The sequence below is a fragment of the Streptomyces sp. NPDC043680 genome (assembly GCF_056436685.1).
This window is the reverse complement of sequence record NZ_JBWKCE010000005.1, coordinates 377,468-393,051: the sequence shown is the minus strand read 5'-3', so window position 1 is coordinate 393,051 and position 15,584 is coordinate 377,468. Positions and strand designations below refer to the sequence as shown.

Annotated in this window: 15 protein-coding genes; 8 read left to right on the top strand and 7 right to left on the bottom strand. The window is 72.6% G+C overall.

Features of this window, described 5'->3' with window-relative positions; genetic code table 11:
• The first annotated feature begins 94 nt into the window (after positions 1 to 94).
• A complete protein-coding gene (locus AC0666_RS14140; protein ID WP_361723126.1) occupies positions 95 to 310 on the top strand; it encodes a hypothetical protein in 216 nt (71 codons plus the stop codon).
• 129 nt (positions 311 to 439) lie between these two features.
• On the opposite strand, the gene AC0666_RS14135 is transcribed toward AC0666_RS14140, so the two are convergent.
• Positions 440 to 1,147, bottom strand: a complete 708-nt coding sequence (locus tag AC0666_RS14135; RefSeq protein WP_468967236.1) for a class I SAM-dependent methyltransferase — start codon at positions 1,145 to 1,147, stop codon at positions 440 to 442.
• Positions 1,148 to 1,248: 101 nt separating this feature from the next.
• The gene (locus AC0666_RS14130; protein WP_468584195.1) at positions 1,249 to 1,848 is read right to left on the bottom strand and encodes a DUF3043 domain-containing protein; all 600 of its coding nucleotides are present in this window, start codon (positions 1,846 to 1,848) and stop codon (positions 1,249 to 1,251) included.
• 290 nt (positions 1,849 to 2,138) lie between these two features.
• Here AC0666_RS14130 and AC0666_RS14125 point away from each other — a divergent pair, with 290 nt between their 5' ends.
• Together AC0666_RS14125 and pspAA are read left to right on the top strand one after the other, a co-directional pair.
• Positions 2,139 to 2,933, top strand: coding sequence for a PspA/IM30 family protein (locus AC0666_RS14125; RefSeq protein WP_468967232.1), 795 nt, complete (start codon positions 2,139 to 2,141; stop codon positions 2,931 to 2,933).
• 13 nt (positions 2,934 to 2,946) lie between these two features.
• Positions 2,947 to 3,225: a PspA-associated protein PspAA gene (pspAA, locus tag AC0666_RS14120; RefSeq protein WP_468967228.1), complete on the top strand. Its 279-nt coding sequence runs from the start codon at positions 2,947 to 2,949 to the stop codon at positions 3,223 to 3,225.
• Between the two features lie 117 nt (positions 3,226 to 3,342).
• Here pspAA and AC0666_RS14115 read toward each other — a convergent pair whose 3' ends face one another.
• Positions 3,343 to 4,119 (bottom strand): hypothetical protein, encoded by a 777-nt coding sequence (locus AC0666_RS14115; protein ID WP_468967225.1) that lies wholly within the window; start codon positions 4,117 to 4,119, stop codon positions 3,343 to 3,345.
• Positions 4,120 to 4,188: 69 nt separating this feature from the next.
• On the opposite strand from AC0666_RS14115, the gene AC0666_RS14110 reads away from it, so the two are divergent.
• The 3 genes from AC0666_RS14110 to AC0666_RS14100 all read left to right on the top strand — a co-directional run bounded on the left by AC0666_RS14110 (position 4,189) and on the right by AC0666_RS14100 (position 9,044).
• Positions 4,189 to 4,998 carry an adenosylcobinamide-GDP ribazoletransferase gene (locus tag AC0666_RS14110; protein WP_468967223.1) on the top strand — a complete coding sequence of 270 codons (810 nt, stop codon included), beginning with the start codon at positions 4,189 to 4,191 and terminating at the stop codon, positions 4,996 to 4,998.
• A 44-nt stretch (positions 4,999 to 5,042) separates the two neighbouring features.
• On the top strand, positions 5,043 to 5,747 hold the full coding sequence (locus AC0666_RS14105; RefSeq protein WP_361723144.1) for a response regulator transcription factor: 705 nt from the start codon (positions 5,043 to 5,045) through the stop codon (positions 5,745 to 5,747).
• A gap of 177 nt (positions 5,748 to 5,924) precedes the next feature.
• On the top strand, positions 5,925 to 9,044 hold the full coding sequence (locus AC0666_RS14100; RefSeq protein ID WP_478707642.1) for an efflux RND transporter permease subunit: 3,120 nt from the start codon (positions 5,925 to 5,927) through the stop codon (positions 9,042 to 9,044).
• Positions 9,045 to 9,152: 108 nt separating this feature from the next.
• On the opposite strand, the gene nadA is transcribed toward AC0666_RS14100, so the two are convergent.
• Complete coding sequence (gene nadA / locus AC0666_RS14095) at positions 9,153 to 10,340, bottom strand: quinolinate synthase NadA (RefSeq protein ID WP_468584185.1); 1,188 nt, start codon at positions 10,338 to 10,340, stop codon at positions 9,153 to 9,155.
• 306 nt (positions 10,341 to 10,646) lie between these two features.
• Here nadA and erpA point away from each other — a divergent pair, with 306 nt between their 5' ends.
• Positions 10,647 to 11,003: an iron-sulfur cluster insertion protein ErpA gene (gene erpA, locus AC0666_RS14090; RefSeq protein WP_030010511.1), complete on the top strand. Its 357-nt coding sequence runs from the start codon at positions 10,647 to 10,649 to the stop codon at positions 11,001 to 11,003.
• A 132-nt stretch (positions 11,004 to 11,135) separates the two neighbouring features.
• Here the strand turns inward: erpA and AC0666_RS14085 are convergent, their stop codons facing one another.
• Together AC0666_RS14085 and AC0666_RS14080 are read right to left on the bottom strand one after the other, a co-directional pair.
• On the bottom strand, positions 11,136 to 12,587 hold the full coding sequence (locus tag AC0666_RS14085) for a hypothetical protein (RefSeq protein WP_468967217.1): 1,452 nt from the start codon (positions 12,585 to 12,587) through the stop codon (positions 11,136 to 11,138).
• A 90-nt stretch (positions 12,588 to 12,677) separates the two neighbouring features.
• The gene (locus AC0666_RS14080) at positions 12,678 to 12,893 is read right to left on the bottom strand and encodes a hypothetical protein (protein ID WP_361723156.1); all 216 of its coding nucleotides are present in this window, start codon (positions 12,891 to 12,893) and stop codon (positions 12,678 to 12,680) included.
• Between the two features lie 131 nt (positions 12,894 to 13,024).
• On the opposite strand from AC0666_RS14080, the gene AC0666_RS14075 reads away from it, so the two are divergent.
• Positions 13,025 to 14,002, top strand: a complete 978-nt coding sequence (locus tag AC0666_RS14075; protein WP_361723158.1) for a carbohydrate kinase family protein — start codon at positions 13,025 to 13,027, stop codon at positions 14,000 to 14,002.
• 100 nt (positions 14,003 to 14,102) lie between these two features.
• On the opposite strand, the gene AC0666_RS14070 is transcribed toward AC0666_RS14075, so the two are convergent.
• A complete protein-coding gene (locus tag AC0666_RS14070; RefSeq protein ID WP_468967213.1) occupies positions 14,103 to 15,482 on the bottom strand; it encodes an aminotransferase class V-fold PLP-dependent enzyme in 1,380 nt (459 codons plus the stop codon).
• Positions 15,483 to 15,584: the final 102 nt, after the last annotated feature.

Genomic DNA, 15,584 nt, shown 5'->3' with positions numbered 1-15,584 from the left:
CCTCCCGCGTCGCCGGGAGTGGTGCGCGCCCGGCTACTCTGCGGGGCAGACTCAAGGCGAACGTGCGAGCAGCGGACGAGCAACGGAGGCGGACATGGCGTGGACGTGGCGGTTCGAGACGGCCGACGGCAGCGTGGCGAACCCGGCGGTGGAGCCGGAGGAGTTCACCACGCAGGGCGACGCGGAGTCCTGGATCGGTGAGTACTGGAAGGACCTGCTGGAAGGCGGCACCGAGAAGGTGAAGCTCTCCGACGACAACGGCGTCGAGCTGTACACGATGAGCCTGCGTGAGGCCCTGGACACCCCGTAGTCCGGCGCCCGGTCCCGGCCGTGCCCCTTGACCTGCGCCCCTCGGCCTGTGCCCGGGCGGCGGTCGCGGTGGAACGGCCGAGCCCCGGGCCCCTGTCGGGCCCGGGGCTCGTCGGTTCGCCGGTGCGGGTCAGCCGCGTACGCCGCACAGGTGCAGCAGCGCCGCTATCCCGCGGTACGGGTCGGTGCGCCCGGCGCGGTCCTCGGCGGCGAGCAGCCGCTCCAGTTCCTCGTCCGGCGGGAGCGTCCCGCCGGCCTCCGTCCCGTCGGTGAAGACCCGTACCCCGTACCAGGCCTGCAGGGGGGCGCCGATCCCGGACAGCGTGGAGGTCAGCTCCGCCAGCCGGTCGGCCCGCACGTCCAGGCCGAGCCGGTTGGTGTAGTCGGTGGTGTCGAAGGCGGCCAGCGCCCCCGACCAGTCGCCGTCCAGGCCGGGCCGCATCGCGAGGGCGTCGCCATTGCGCACCAGCAGGGACAGCAGCCCGCCGGGCGCCAGCATCCGGGCCAGTCCGGCGAGCATCCCGTCGGGCTCGGGCACGTACATCAGCACGCCGTGGCACAGCACCACGTCGAAGCTGCCGGGCGTGAAGTGCGCACCGGTCTCGCGGCCGTCGCCCTCCATGAGCCGGACCCGGTCCTGGATGCCGGGGGGCTCGGCGGCCAGCGCCTCACGGGCGACCGCCAGCATGGCCGGGTCCTGCTCCAGGCCGGTGACCTTGTGCCCGGCGCGGGCGAGCCGCAGCGCCTGGGTGCCCTGGCCCATGCCGACGTCCAGGACGCGCAGCCGCTGCCCGACCGGGAAGCGGTGCACGATCTGCTCGTCGACCTGCCGGCCCACGAGTTCCTGGCGGACGGCGTTGCGCAGTCCGCCGAGACCCTCCAGCCACAGCCTGGCCCCCTGCGAGAAGCTGTCCCCCGGCGCTGCGGGCTTCCCTCCGCTCAGGGTCGTTCCCCGCGCTTGACCTGCGGCTTCGGCAGGCGCAGCCGGCGCATCTGGAGGGTGCGCATCAGGCCGTACGCGACGGCGCCGCGGCGGGGCTGGTTCGCGAAGCGCTCGTTCAGCGCCTTGCGGAGGCGGAAGACGAGGCCGATCGAGTCGAGGATGATCAGGGCGATCACCGCGAGCCACAGCAGCAGCGCGATGTTCTGGATCTGCGGCACCCGCACCATGCTCATCACCAGGATGACCACGGCCAGCGGCAGGAACATCTCGGCGACCGAGAAGCGGGAGTCCACGAAGTCGCGGACGAACCGGCGCACGGGGCCCTTGTCACGGGCGGGCAGGTAGCGCTCGTCGCCGCTGGCCAGCGCCTCGCGCTGCTTGGCCAGCTCCTCGCGGCGGCGCTCACGGGCACGCTTGGCGTCCTCCTTGCGGTTGCCGGTCGAGGCCACCACGGCCTTGCGCTGCGACTGGGCCACAGCACGCTTCGGCGTCGGGCGGCCCTTCGGGGCCTGCGGGTCACGGGGCTGCGAGAGGTCGGCGCTCACCTTTTCGGTGGGGGCGGCCTTCTCTTCCTTGGAGGAACGGCTACCAAACACACAAGCAAGCGTACGTGGTCGCCGCCGAGTACCCCACCTCGGCGGGGAACGATCCGGCAACGGCGGGCGTCTTCCCTGTGCAGGGTTCGGGCAGCGGCCGCCGCTCATCCGGGGCCCCTCGGCGGTGTCGGGGGAGCACCTACTCCTCACGCCTGACACGGGCCGGGGCGTAGTCGTCCTGGAGGAGGAGCGCATCCGCTCACGAACAGTGCGGTAATGGAGACAGGGCCCGTACTGTGGGTTCTGACGACCCGGAGCGAAGTCCGTCTAGAAGGGGGCGCGCGAAGCCCATGAGCGGTGTCATGAAGCGTATGGGGATGATCTTCCGCGCGAAGGCGAACAAGGCCCTGGACCGGGCCGAGGACCCGCGCGAGACCCTCGACTACTCGTACCAGAAGCAGCTGGAGCTGCTGCAGAAGGTGCGCCGCGGAGTCGCCGACGTCGCGACCTCCCGCAAGCGCCTGGAGCTGCAGTTGAACCAGCTCCAGGGCCAGTCCGCGAAGCTGGAGGACCAGGGCCGCAAGGCGCTGGCCCTCGGCCGGGAGGACCTCGCCCGCGAGGCCCTGGCCCGCCGCGCCTCGCTGCAGCAGCAGGTCAGCGACCTGGAGGTGCAGCACCAGACCCTTCAGGGCGAGGAGGAGAAGCTGACCCTCGCCGCGCAGCGCCTGCAGGCCAAGGTCGACGCCTTCCGCACGAAGAAGGAGACCATCAAGGCCACGTACACCGCCGCCCAGGCGCAGACGCGGATCGCGGAGTCCTTCTCCGGCATCTCCGAGGAGATGAGCGATGTCGGCCTGGCCATCCAGCGGGCCGAGGACAAGACCGCCCAGCTCCAGGCCCGCGCCGGCGCGATCGACGAGCTGCTGGCCTCCGGCGCCCTCGACGACCAGAGCGGCCTCGGCTCGAAGGACGACATCCAGGCCGAGCTGGACCGCCTCTCCGGCGGGACGGACGTGGAGCTGGAGCTCCAGCGCATGAAGGCCGAGCTCGCGGGCGGCCCGTCCGCTCAGCAGCAGGCCATCGAGGGCGGCGCCCCGGGCAGCGCCCAGCAGTCGCAGACCCAGCACCGGTTCGACAAGCAGTAGGACGGGGCCCGTCATGATTGTCCGCATCATGGGGGAAGGCCAGGTGAAGGTGGCCGACAGCCACTTTCCCGAGCTCAACAAGCTGGACGACGAGCTGCTCGCGGAGATGGAGAGCGGCGACGAGCAGGGCTTCCGGCGGACGCTCGGCGCGCTGCTCGACGCGGTGCGGCGACTCGGGGAGCCGCTGCCCGACGATGCGCTGGAGCCGTCCGAGCTGATCCTGCCCGGCTCGGAGGCAACGCTGGACGAGGTCCGGGAGATGCTCAGCGACGACGGCCTGATCCCGGGCTGACCGGCGGCCCCTGATGGTGACTCGCAGCCCGTGATCCCGGGCTGATCCGCAGGACCGGCACCTACGGCGCCCGGCCCGCCCCCGTACCACGGGGCGCGGGCCGGGCGCCGGTCTGTCTCAGTGCGCCGGGGGCTTCGTCTTCCCGGCCGTCACCCGGACCGGATCGGGTGTCCCGCCGATGAAGTTCTCGAACTTGCGGCGCGGCGCCGCCCAGCGCCGGTCGTGGTGGAAGGCGCGCAGCCTGGCCTTGGCGCGGGCCCGTGGACGGTTCGCGTAGAACCGCTTCGCGTACGGGGAGCCGGGCCGGGCCAGCCTGATCGCGCCGATCAGGGCCACGAACGGGACGAGGATGCCGAGCAGCGCGGTGCGCCCCTTCCCCTTCCACAGGGCGACCAGTGCCAGGAAGAAATTGGTGGCGGTGTTCATGGCGACGAGGCCCCGGTTGCTGCGTTCGTCCGCGTTCAGGTCGTTGACCCCGAACGGCAGGAAGCCGGCCAGCACCAGCGCCACCAGCGCGGCCGTCAGCACCACGATCTCGACGCTCTTGCGGCCCTGCTCGCTCCAGTAGACGTCGTCGAGGTGCAGGATCAGCGCGAACTCGTCGAGGACGAGGCCCGCTCCCAGCCCGAAGACCACCGCCGAGAGCCCCGAGCCGAAGCTGTGCGGGCCGCTGCCGACCGCGCCGAACCCGCCGACGATCACGAGCACCACGCCGGGCACCGCGTGGTGGACGTGCATCCCGCCCGGGGTGATGTTCTTGAACGGGCCCCGCCCGGCCCGGATCAGCCGGGTGATGACACGGGTGACCAGGAACGAGAGGACGAAGGAGACGAGGGCGAGGAGCAGGGGCAGCTTCCCCGGCTCGACGATGTTCCGGTACCACCAGTGACCCATGACACCACCTGCCCATCTGTCCGTAATGGGCAATTTACCGGTCGGGGGGAGCGGGTAGCGTTCGCGCCGATGACAGATTCGATCGAAGAGCAGCTTCCGGAACGCGCCTCGTTCCTCGACGGCGTCCGGTTCGCGTTCGGCACCCTCACCGTGCTTCCCGCCCGCGTCACCCGCTGGGACCGCGCGGCCGCCCGCACCGGCATGGCCTGCGCCCCGCTCGCCGGGCTGGTCGTCGGCGTGCTCGCCGCGGCGGCGGGCTCGGTGCTGCTCCTGCTGGGCGGCGGCGCGCTGCTCGCCGCGGCCGCCACCGTCGCCGTGCCGGCCGCCCTGACCCGGGGCCTGCACCTGGACGGCCTCGCGGACACGGCGGACGGGCTGGGCAGCGCCAAGCCCCCCGCCGAGGCGCTGCGCATCATGAAGCAGTCCGACATCGGCCCCTTCGGGGTGCTGGTGCTGGTCCTGGTGATGCTCCTTCAGGCCGGCGCGCTGTCCGAGGCGTACGCCGACGGCCCGCTCCGCGGCGCCCTCGCGGCGGTGGTGGCGGCGGTCACCGCCCGGCTGGCCATGGCCCTGGCCTCCCGCACCGGCATCCCGTCGGCCCGCCCCGAAGGGCTCGGCGCGGCGGTCGCGGGCGTGGTCCCGCGCGGCGCCGCCGCCGCGGTCGCCGCCCTGACCGTCCTGGCGGCCGCGGCCGCCGCCCTCCCGCTCGGCCTGCCGGCCGCCGGCCGGCACGCGGCGGCGGTCCTCGCCGCCCTGGCGGTGGCCGAACTCCTCCTGCGCCGCTGCGTCCGCCGCTTCGGCGGTGTCACGGGCGACGTCTTCGGCGCCCTCGCGGAAACCTCGGCCACCACCGCCCTGATCGTGCTGGCCCTCGGCTGAGACCCCCGCGCGGCGGCGGACGCCCGGGCCCGTAGGGTCGGGGCGTGGAAGAGACGCCGACGGTCATCACCGTGCTCCTCGCCGACGACCAGGCCCTGCTGCGCAGCGCCTTCAAGGTGCTCGTCGACTCCGAGCCCGACATGGAGGTGGTCGGCGAGGCCTCCGACGGCGCGCAGGCCTTCGCGCTCGCCCGGCAGACCCGTCCCGACGTCGTCCTCATGGACATCCGGATGCCCGGTACCGACGGCCTCGCCGCCACCCGCATGATCAGCGCGGACCCCGAACTCGACGCCGTCCGCGTGGTCATGCTGACCACCTTCGAGGTCGACGAGTACGTGGTCCAGGCCCTGCGCGCCGGAGCCTCCGGCTTCCTCGGCAAGGGCGCCGAGCCCGAGGAGCTCCTGAACGCCATCCGCCTCGCCGCCGCGGGGGAGGCCCTGCTCTCCCCGGCCGCCACCAAAGGGCTGATCGCCACCTTCCTCGCCCAGGCCGGCGCGGCCCACGACCCCGCTGCCCCCGCCGCCCCGCACGCGCAGCGGCTCGCCGCCCTCACCGGCCGGGAGCGCGAGGTCCTCGTGCACGTCGCCGCCGGCCTGTCCAACGACGAGATCGGCGGCCGGCTGGAGGTCAGCCCCCTCACCGTCAAGACCCACGTCAACCGGGCCATGGCCAAGCTCGGCGCCCGCGACCGGGCCCAATTGGTGGTCATTGCCTACGAATCGGGCCTGGTCCGCCCCCGGTGCGAATAGCCGCAGTACTCGGCCGTACTGCAACCGCGGTATGCCGCACCCGAGGACGGGACCTGGGGGCGACGCACCACCGCCCCGCCGTCCGCGAGGCTGAAGGGCCCCTCGGCCCGGGGACCCGCGGCCTTCGCGTGTGCCTGCGGCATGCCCCCGTACGTACTGCAGAGAGATCCCACACCCATGTCGTGGCTGTCCCGCTTCAGCCTCGCCCAGAGAGCGCTGACCGGCCTCGTGTCGATCGTCGCGCTCCTCTTCGGCGCCATAGCGATCCCCCAGCTCAAGCAGCAGCTGCTGCCGTCCATCGAACTGCCGATGGTGTCCGTGCTCGCCCCGTACCAGGGGGCCTCGCCCGACGTCGTGGAGAAGCAGGTCATCGAGCCGATCGAGGCCACCCTCAAGGGCGTCGACGGCATTACCGGCATCACCTCCACGGCCGGCGAGGGCAACGCCCTGATCATGGCCAGGTTCGACTACGGCGACAGCGGCACCAAGCAGCTCGTCGCCGACGTCCAGCAGGCCGTGAACCGGGCGCGCGTACGGCTGCCCGCCGAGGTGGACCCGCAGGTCGTGGCCGGCTCCACCGACGACATCCCGACCGTGGTCCTCGCCGTCACCTCCGACAAGGACCAGCAGGCGCTCGCCGACCAGCTCGGCCGCTCCGTCGTCCCCGTCCTGGAGGACATCGAGGGCGTCGGCCAGGTCAGCGTCGACGGTGTCCGGGACCTCCAGATCACCGTCACCCCCGACAACGCCAAGCTCACGGCGGCCGGCCTCGACGGCGCCGCCCTCGCCCAGGGCATCCAGGCGGGCGGCGCCACCGTCCCCGCGGGCTCCTTCGACGAGGCGGGCAAGAACCGCACCGTCCGCGTCGGCGGCGGCTACACCTCGCTCGCCCAGCTGGAGGACCTGCGCCTGAGCGCAGGCCCCGGAAAGCCGGCCGTACGCCTGGGCGATGTCGCCTCCGTCACGCAGGAGCCCGCCCGGGCCGTCTCCCTCACCCGCACCAACGGCAAGCCCAGCCTCGCCCTCGTCCTCACCATGGACAAGGACGGCAGCGCCGTCGCGATCTCCGACGCCGTCCGGGACAAGCTGCCCGAGCTGCGCTCCACGCTCGGCGCCGGCGCCGAGCTCACCGTGGTCAGCGACCAGGGGCCGCCCGTGGCCAAGTCCATCTCCAGCCTCACCACCGAGGGCCTGCTCGGTCTGCTCTTCGCGGTGATCGTGATCCTGGTCTTCCTGGGCTCGCTGCGCTCGACGCTGGTCACCGCGGTCTCCATCCCGCTGTCGGTCGTCCTCGCCCTGATCGTCCTGTGGACCCGCGACCTGTCCCTCAACATGCTGACGCTGGGCGCGCTCACCATCGCCATCGGCCGCGTCGTCGACGACTCGATCGTGGTCCTGGAGAACATCAAGCGCCACCTCGGCTACGGCGAGGAGCGCGAGGCCGCCATCATCACCGCCGTCAAGGAAGTCGCCGGCGCGGTTACCTCCTCCACGCTCACCACGGTGGCCGTCTTCCTTCCGATCGCCTTCGTCGGCGGCATGGTCGGAGAGTTCTTCGGCCCCTTCTCCCTCACCGTCGCCGCGGCCCTGCTGGCTTCGCTGCTCGTGTCCCTGACGGTCGTTCCGGTGCTCTCGTACTGGTTCCTGCGCACCCCCGAGGGCGCGGCGCAGAACCCGGGCAAGGCACGCCGCGAGGCCGAGGAGAAGGAGGCGAAGAGCCGCCTCCAGCGCGGCTACGTACGGGCCCTCGGCCTGGTCACGCGCCGCCGGGCCACGACCCTGACCGTCGCCGTCCTGGTCCTCGTCGCCACCTTCGCGATGACCCCGCTGATGAAGACCAACTTCTTCGACCAGGGCGAGCAGAGCGTCCTGACGGTCAAGCAGCAGCTGCCCCCGGGCACCTCCCTGGCGGCCTCCGACGAGGCGAGCCACAAGGTGGAGAAGGCCCTCACCGAGGTCGAAGGGGTCAAGGACCACCAGGTCACCGTCGGCTCCTCCGGCTTCATGGCCGCCTTCGGCGGTGGTACGGGCTCCAACCAGGCCTCGTACCAGGTCACCCTGGAGGACTCCGGCGACACGGACGCCGTCAAGAAGCGCATCGAGGACGCCCTCGCCCGGCTCGACGGCATCGGTGACACCAGCATCTCGGCGGGCGGCGGCTTCGGCAGCCAGAACCTCAGCGTGGTCGTCAAGGCGGGCGACGCGGCCGTCCTCGCCCGGGCCGCCGAGCAGGTCCGCGCCGAGGTGGCCACGCTCGACGACGTCACCGACGTACAGAGCGACCTGTCCCAGTCGGTGCCCCGGATCTCGGTGACCGCCACCCCGAAGGCCGCCGAGGTGGGCCTGAACCAGGCCGCGCTCGGCGCGATCGTGGCCCAGGCCGTACGGGGCAACCCGGCGGGCAAGGCCGTCCTGGACAACACCGAGCGGGACGTCGTCATCAAGTCCGCGCAGCCGGCCACCACCCTGGCCGAACTGCAGGCGCTGCCCGTCGGCCCCCTCCGGCTCGGCGACATCGCCGAGGTCAAGGAGGTCCCCGGACCGGTCTCGATGACCCGCATCGACGGCGCCCGCGCCGCCACCGTCACCGCCAAGCCGGTCGGCGACAACACCGGCGCGATCGGCGCCGAGCTCCAGACGAAGATCAAGGCGCTGGACCTGCCGGAAGGGGCCACGGCCACCGTCGGCGGCGTCTCCGAGGACCAGGGCGAGGCCTTCGCCTCGCTGGGACTGGCCATGCTCGCGGCCATCGCGATCGTGTTCATGCTGCTCGTCGCGACGTTCCGCTCGCTGGTCCAGCCGCTGATCCTGCTGGTGTCCATCCCCTTCGCGGCGACCGGCGCGCTGGGCCTGCTCCTGGTGACCGGCACCCCGCTGGGTGTCCCGGCGCTGATCGGCATGCTGATGCTCATCGGCATCGTGGTGACCAACGCGATCGTCCTGATCGACCTGGTCAACCAGTACCGCGCCCAGGGCCTGGACGTCGTCGAAGCCGTCGTCGAGGGCGGCCGGCACCGGCTGCGCCCGATCCTGATGACCGCCCTGGCGACGATCTTCGCGCTGCTCCCGATGGCACTCGGCGTCACCGGCGAGGGCGGCTTCATCTCGCAGCCGCTGGCGGTCGTGGTGATCGGCGGCCTGGTCAGCTCGACGCTGCTGACCCTGCTGCTGGTGCCGACGCTCTACACGATGACCGAACTCCGCAAGGAACGCCGCCGCGCGAAGAAGCGGGCCCGCCTCACGGTGGTCCCGGCGCCGTCGGCCGTCTCGGACGAGGAGTCCCCGGCCACGGTCTGAGGTGCGCACGCACGGAGAAGGGGCGTCCCGCACGGCGGGGCGCCCCTTCTCCGTTCAACGGCACTCCCGTGCCGAGGCGTCCGGGCGGACCCGGAGTGCCTGTACTCCCTACGGGAGCGCCAGCATGCGCTCCAGGGCGAGCTTCGCGAAGCTCTCGGTCTCCTTGTCGACCTGGATGCGGTTGACGAGTGAGCCCTCCGCCAGGGACTCCAGGGTCCACACCAGGTGGGGGAGGTCGATGCGGTTCATCGTCGAGCAGAAGCAGACCGTCTTGTCGAGGAAGACGACCTCCTTGTCCTCCGCGGCGAATCGGTTCGCCAGGCGGCGGACCAGGTTCAGCTCGGTGCCGATGGCCCACTTGGAGCCGGCCGGGGCCGCCTCCAGCGTCTTGATGATGTACTCCGTCGAGCCGACGTAGTCGGCCGCGGCCACGACCTCGTGCTTGCACTCCGGGTGGACGAGGACGTTCACGCCGGGGATGCGGGCGCGCACGTCGTTGACCGAGTCCACCGAGAAGCGGCCGTGGACGGAGCAGTGGCCGCGCCACAGGATCATCTTGGCGGCGCGCAGCTCCTCGACGGTCAGGCCGCCGTTCGGCTTGTGCGGGTTGTAGAGCACGCAGTCGTCCAGGGACATGCCCATGTCGCGGACGGCGGTGTTGCGGCCCAGGTGCTGGTCCGGCAGGAAGAGGACCTTCTCGCCCTGCTCGAAGGCCCAGCCGAGGGCCCGCTCGGCGTTGGAGGAGGTGCAGATGGTGCCGCCGTGCTTGCCGGTGAACGCCTTGATGTCGGCGGAGGAGTTCATGTAGGAGACGGGCACCGTGACGTCGGCTATGCCGGCCTCGGTGAGCACGTCCCAGCACTCGGCGACCTGCTCGGCGGTGGCCATGTCGGCCATCGAGCAGCCGGCGGCCAGGTCGGGCAGGACGACCTTCTGGTCGTCCGAGGTCAGGATGTCCGCCGACTCGGCCATGAAGTGGACGCCGCAGAAGACGATGTACTCGGCCTCCGGCTTGGCGGCCGCGTCCTTGGCCAGCTTGAAGGAGTCTCCGGTGACGTCGGCGAACTCGATGACCTCGTCACGCTGGTAGTGGTGACCGAGGATGAAGACCTTGTCACCGAGCTTCTCCTTGGCCGCGCGGGCACGGGCCACCAGGTCCGGGTCCGACGGCGACGGCAGGTCGCCGGGGCACTCCACCCCGCGCTCGCTCTTGGGGTCGGCCTCGCGGCCGAGCAGGAGCAGGGCGAGGGGCGTCGGCTGGACGTCCAAAGGCTGGGCGGTGGTCACCACACGCACCCTTTCTGTTTCTGCGACAAGGGACTTCTGAAACATCGCTTCGACTTCTCGTCTATTTGACGCTATCTATCATAGCCGCTTCACGTCACTTTGACGATGCCGATAGTGTCGATGTGACGCATTCGCCCTGTGACGAACCGGTCGGTCCGTCATGGCCACCCGCCCGCGGGGGTGTGCGAGCATGAATATCTGAAACACGCGTCGGGTCCGGAATGAATCCGCGACCCCGCTCGTTGCCATCGACGGCAAGAGTCCGACGTTTCCCTGCCTCCGGCGGGGAGCCGCCCACTTCGGGAGTGAATGCAGATGTCCGTACAGGACGACAAGACCACTGTGAGCGACGGCATCCTCCTGTCCGACGCCGCCGCCGAGAAGGTCAGGACCCTGCTGGAGCAGGAAGGCCGCGATGACCTGGCCCTCCGCGTCGCCGTCCAGCCCGGCGGCTGCTCCGGCCTGCGCTACCAGCTCTTCTTCGACGAGCGCTCCCTCGACGGCGACGTCGTCAAGGACTTCGACGGCGTGAAGGTCGTCACGGACCGGATGAGCTCCCCGTACCTGCACGGCGCCTCGATCGACTTCGTCGACACCATCGAGAAGCAGGGCTTCACGATCGACAACCCGAACGCCACCGGCTCCTGCGCCTGCGGCGACTCGTTCAGCTAGGAAGTCCGGCGGCCCGAGCCGCCGCGAGGCCGTCACCGCGAGGCCGTACGCCGAGAGGGCCCCGACACCGTCAGGTGTCGGGGCCCTCTCGGCGTACGCGCAGGTGTCTCAGGCGCAGGCCTCAGGATCGCGCTACTGCCGGGCGAGAGGCTTGCCCGTCGTCGCGTCGATCACCTTGCGCTCGCCGAGCGGCTGCTGCAGGGTCGCCGACACGGACATCTCCTTGGCGATCATGATGCAGGCCTGACCCGGCTTGGTCGGGGTGTCGGTGATCCGCACCGTCACCGATCCGGCCTCCTCGCGCGCCTCCAGGGCATAGGTGCTGCACACCCCGCCCCAGAAGTTCACGGTCAGCTTCCGGTCGGACTGTGCGTACGAGAACCCGGGCACGGTACGCCCGCCCTGCGGGACGGGTGCGGGGCTCTGGCCGTTCTCGCCGGCCGGCTGGACCACGGTGTGCCCGGGCGCGCCGTTCGCGCCCGCCACCTCGAAGAGCCAGGCCGGCACCAGACCGCGGGTCCCGTCCACCGTCCCCGGGGCCAGCCCCAGGACCGCTCCCTTCACGGTCTCGGTCCGCGGCGGCTTCATCGGACGCGGCTCCGGGTTGCAGGGCGGCGTGTCCGAGGGGCCGACCGGGGTGTCCGGCGTCAGCGGGACCGAGGTCGCGCAGCCGCTCGGCCCGGGGTCCGTGCCGGGTCCGGCCGACGACCGGTTCAGCCGGTCCAGCGCCTCGACGGCCCCGATCACAGGCTGCTCGGCGGCGCGGACGGGCGCCTTCAGCGCGCCGCTGCCCGCCACGACCTGGGAGTCGGCCCCCACGCTGACCTTCGTGGACCAGCCCTGCGTGGGCAGCCCGCCGATCACCGGGTCCGCGCTGACCACCCGGACCGAGCCCTGGGTGAGGCGGGCGTCCAGCTTGGCCCCGCTCTGCCCGGCGGCCGCGAGCACCGGGGCGGCGGCGGCCTTCGCGGCCTCCTCGCTCACCGGCTTGCCGCCCTTGGCGCCCGCGTTGCCCTGGCCGGCCGCGCCGGAGCCGCCGTCCTGGGGGAGGGTGGCCGGGCCGCAGGTGTCCTTGCCCCGCTGGCAGTCGTCGCCGCCTCCCGTCTGGAAGCGGGAGAAGTTCCAGGTCCCGGGAGCCTTGAGGTTCACCGTGAGCCGGGGCCCGGAGCCGTCGGCGGCCTCCCCGGCCTGCCAGACCTCACCGCTGAGCCGCGGGGTGCCCGGGATCCCGAGGGCCGCCGCGAGCCGGGCCGCCTCCTCCGAGGTGACCTCCCCGGTCGCGGCGAAGGAGGGCGCCGTCGCCGGGGCCTCGGGGAGCGGGACGTCGGCCCGGTAGGTCACCCCGCCGCCGTGCGGGTCCGGCTCGCCGGGGGCGATGCCCGGCCCTGGGGGACTCGGCGCGACGCGGGGCGCGGAGGCCGCGCTGTCCCCCGTACGGCCGCCCGGCGAGCCGTCGCCGTATGCCGTCGAGGCCCAGTACGCCGTACCGCCGCCCACGAGCAGGACGGCGGCCGCCATCGAGCCGATGGCCCAGGCAGGCCGCCGCCGTGTGCCGCGTGATGTGTCGGGTTGTTCGCTGGTCACCGCATTGCTCCTTCGCCCGTACCGCAGTGGCTGATGCGGGTGTGACGGAACAGCGGCCCAACCGGTTCCGCCCTACGGCCAGGGGGTTCCCTAGTCGCCGTACTGGGCGGTGGAGGCGATCAGCCGCGCCGAGGCCGGCGGGACGCTGATGCCGTGGATCTGCGAGGGAGCCACCCGGGCCGGCCGGGGGTCCGCCGGGACCGCCCAGTGCGGAGCCATCCTGGCGCAGTCGCCCAGCAGGCGTGCGAAGGCGGGCCGCGTGTCGGCCGGCGAGTCGGCGTACCCGAAGGCATCGGTGTAGGTCATGGGGCACGGTAGGCACGGCGCGGCGAGCGAAAAAAGAGCTACTACGGGGTAGTTTCGGGCGGTCGGCCACACGGCCGCGAGCGGGTAGTTTTGAATGTCCCCTCGCCGTCCTTCGCAGGAGCATCCACGCCGTGCGTATCGCAGTCACCGGCTCCATCGCCACCGACCACCTCATGACCTTCCCCGGCCGTTTCGCCGACCAGCTGGTCGCGGACCAGCTGCACACGGTCTCCCTGTCCTTCCTCGTGGACAACCTCGACGTACGGCGGGGCGGTGTCGGCCCGAACATCTGCTTCGGCATGGGCCAGCTCGGCATCCGCCCGATCCTGGTCGGCGCCGCGGGCTACGACTTCGACGAGTACCGCGCCTGGCTGGACCGGCACGGCGTCGACACCGCGTCCGTACGGATCTCCGAGGTGCTGCACACCGCCCGCTTCGTGTGCACCACGGACGCCGACCACAACCAGATCGGCTCCTTCTACACGGGCGCGATGAGCGAGGCCCGCCTGATCGAGCTGAAGGCGGTCGCGGACCGGGTGGGCGGCCTGGACCTGGTCCTCATCGGCGCCGACGACCCCGAGGCGATGCTGCGCCACACGGAGGAGTGCCGGACGCGGGGGATCCCGTTCGCGGCCGACTTCTCGCAGCAGATCGCCCGGATGGACGGCGAGAACATCCGGACGCTGATGGAGGGCGCGACGTACCTCTTCTCGAACGAGTACGAGAAGGGCCTCATCGAGTCGAAGTCCGGCTGGACCGACGAGGAGATCCTCGGCAAGGTCGGCACGCGCGTGACCACGCTGGGCTCGCGGGGCGTGCGCATCGAGCGGACCGGCCAGGAGCCGATCGTCGTCGGATGCCCGGAGGAGACCGCGAAGGTGGACCCGACGGGTGTCGGCGACGCCTTCCGGGCCGGGTTCCTGACGGGGCTGGGCTGGGGCGTCGGACTGGAGCGGGCGGCGCAGGTCGGCTGCATGCTCGCCACCCTGGTGATCGAGACCCTGGGCACGCAGGAGTACACGCTGGCGCGGGCCCACTTCATGGAGCGCTTCACGAAGGCGTACGGCGAGACGGCGGCGGCGGAAGTCCAGTCCCACCTGGCCGCCTGACCCACCTGGACACCGGCCCCCTGACCCCCCGGCCGCGCCCGGCTCCCCGGCGCCCCGCCCCGGCCCCCGGCCGGGGCGGCACGGCGGACGCCGGCCGGGCTCAGGACCGGCGGCGGACCGTGTAGGCCGTGCCCGGAGGGCGGGGGACCTCGCCCAGGTAGGTGTGGCCGCGCAGCGTGCACCACGCCGGGATGTCCAGGCGGGCGACCTCGTCGTCCGAGACGACGGTGACGGTGCCCCCCACCGGCACCGAGCCGATCATGCGCGCCAGCTCGATCACCGGCTGCGGACAGCGCAGGCCCAGCGCGTCGATCTCCAGGGAGTCGGCCACCGGCCCGCCCTCCACCGGCTCCGTCACGCCGAGCGTGCCGCGCACCCCGGCGACCACCCCCGGCAGGACCTCCAGGAAGCCGTTGACCTCCTCCGCGGTCGTGCCCGCCGGCAGGGAGACCCGTACGTTGCCCTCCGACAGCACCCCCATCGCCCGCAGCACGTGACTCGGGGTCAGGGTCGAGCTGGTGCAGGAGGAGCCGGACGAGACGGAGTACCCCGCCCGGTCCAACTCGTGCAGCAGGCTCTCCCCGTCGACGTAGAGGCACGAGAAGGTGACCAGGTGCGGCAGCCGCCGCCCGGGGTGGCCGACCACCTCCACGTCCGGCACCAGCCGGACCACCCGCCGCCGGATCCGGTCCACCAGGACCCGCAGCCGCTCCGCCTCCGCGTCGGCCTCGGCCCGGACGGCCCGCAGCGAGGCCGCCGCCGCCACGATGGCCGGGAGATTGGTGAAGCCGGGGGAGCGGCCGAACTCCCGCTCGTCCACCGGGCCTTGCGGTGAGAAGCGGGCGCCCTTGCGGACGGCCAGCAGGCCGACCCCCGCCGGGCCGCCCCATTTGTGCGCGCTCGCCGTCAGCACCGACCAGCCGCCCTCCACCGGCCCCCAGCCCAGCGACTGCGCCGCGTCCACCAGCAGCGGCACCCCCGCCGCCGCGCAGACCTCGGCGACCTCCGCCACCGGCTGCACCGTGCCCACCTCGTGGTTGGCCGACTGCAGGCAGGCCAGGGCGGTGGCCGGTCCGAGGGCGGAGGCGTAGTCGGCCGCGGAGACCGCGCCCGTGCGGTCCACCGGTACCTCCGTCACCGTCCCCCCGGCCGCCTCGTGCGCCGCCGCCGCGTGCAGGACAGAACTGTGTTCGACCGCCGATACGACCAGATGACCGCCGACGCGTCGGCGCCCGGCGAGGGCTCCCGCAAGGCCCGTGTGAACCGCGTGCGTCCCCGAAGGGGTGAACACGAGCTCGTCGGGGCGACAGCCCACCGCCTCCGCGGCCGCTTCCCGGGCCGCGTCCAGCAGCAGTCTGGCGCGCCGGCCCTCCCGGTACAGCCGGGCGGGGTCCGCCCAGCCCTCGTCCAGGGCTGCCTGCAGCGCCTGGCGGGCCACGGGGTGCAGGGGGGCGGCGGACGCGGTGTCGAAGTACGGCATCCGGTCACCGTAAAGGAGGAGTCGCGCGCAGCACGCCCTTGCCGGGTGGTGGTCGGGCGACGGGCGGCACGGCGGGGTGCGCCGTTCGAGGTCAGGGGCCGT